Origin of the sequence: Bacillus sp. SIMBA_154 (genome assembly GCF_046536015.1) — a bacterium.
In the GTDB taxonomy this organism is placed as follows: domain Bacteria; phylum Bacillota; class Bacilli; order Bacillales; family Bacillaceae; genus Bacillus; species Bacillus pumilus_P.
Map to the genome: position 1 here is coordinate 1 of NZ_JAWJBV010000490.1, position 250 is coordinate 250.

Here is a 250-nt window from a genome sequence, read left to right on the forward strand (position 1 = left end):
GCTAAGCCTTGATTTGCGATGACCATGCCATCTTGTTCGCGAATAATATTGAGTGTTTTAAATGACAAAGTTAAATCATCGTTTAAAACTGCAATTTTATTGTTTTTAACCAGATGATGAGGGACTACAATAGCGCCATTAACGGCGCGGCCTTCAATTGTAGCGTTTATGTATGAGCCAAAACGAAGTGGCTGAACCCCTTCATATGGAGTTTGAAGTTGGGCAACCAAATAGCTCATTCGACTTTTTT

Annotated in this window: 1 protein-coding gene; it reads right to left on the reverse strand. The window is 39.2% G+C overall.

Annotated elements, in window-relative coordinates:
- Positions 1-250, reverse strand: a 250-nt coding sequence (locus R0K30_RS22875) for a hypothetical protein (protein ID WP_410613244.1), incomplete at both ends; no start/stop codon positions are given.